Source organism: Oleiphilus sp. HI0086 (genome assembly GCF_001635225.1).
The window spans coordinates 1-990 of sequence record NZ_LWFZ01000909.1; the positions used below are offsets into that span (position 1 = coordinate 1).

A 990-nucleotide genomic window follows, 5' to 3' on the forward strand; every position below is an offset into this window, starting at 1 on the left:
GTCGGGGTAAAATTGAATTTCCTACTCCTTTACAAGGTGACGGTGAAATTTATATTCATTGTGGTGACGAGTCAGGGTTCATCATTGAAAGAAAAATATAACCAGGCCAGCCAACATCGCCCACAAAGGGCCGTGGGCTGGACTCGCTTCGCTCGCCGTTGCTGGCGGCGTTATGTGTATTAATGAATGGAATTCTTGCAATGAGCAAAGTAAAAATATTGGAGTATCCTAAGAAAGGAGAACCTGATTATAGCCATCTTAACCTCGTTGTAGAGTTTTTGCTTAGCTCAGGAAATAAGTCTGCCAACGAATATATTTGGGGTGTAAACAGAACGGGATACTTTTGTCACTTGGTCAAGGATATCAACTTCGAAGCTTTACGATTGCACTTTGATATTCCGCCTTCAATAGAGCTAAGTGAAACTGAACAGCGTATTAGCTGCATGAATACTTATACTGACATCAAAGTAACAAAGAAAAAATGCACATAACCAACAGCTCAAACGGACTCCGTAACAATCGCATCATTTTTGTTCCAAAAATGCCGCCATTGTTACTCCTCCGTTTAGCTGGGCGTTAGATGCCCCATGTGCTCACAGCCTCTCCAAAAGAACAAGACTGTTCATTTTTAAAGGGTTAGTTTAATCTTTCGAAAAATATATACATTGGAGAAAACTGTGAAAAACTGGTTATTCTTATCCGCTGCTATTATTTGTGAAGTAATTGCAACATCCAGTCTTAAGTCTAGTGAAGGTTTTACTAAAATCGCCCCATCGCTGCTTGTTATTATTGGCTATGGCGCTGCTTTCTATTTACTTTCACTTACTCTGAAATCAATCCCTGTTGGTATTGCATATGCAGTTTGGTCAGGGCTTGGCATAGTTTTAGTAACTCTAATCGCATGGTTCATGCACGGGCAAAAACTTGACCTTTGGGGGTATGTTGGCATGGGTTTAATCGTTGGTGGCGTTGTTGTTCTCAACTTGCTTT

At 40.7% G+C, this 990-nt stretch carries 2 protein-coding genes; both read left to right on the forward strand.

Features of this window, described 5'->3' with window-relative positions; genetic code table 11:
* The first annotated feature begins 200 nt into the window (after positions 1-200).
* Positions 201-491: a hypothetical protein gene (locus tag A3756_RS16440; RefSeq protein ID WP_068511499.1), complete on the forward strand. Its 291-nt coding sequence runs from the start codon at positions 201-203 to the stop codon at positions 489-491.
* 186 nt (positions 492-677) lie between these two features.
* Positions 678-990 (forward strand): multidrug efflux SMR transporter (locus A3756_RS16445; RefSeq protein WP_068553972.1); only part of this gene is annotated, 313 nt, incomplete at its 3' end.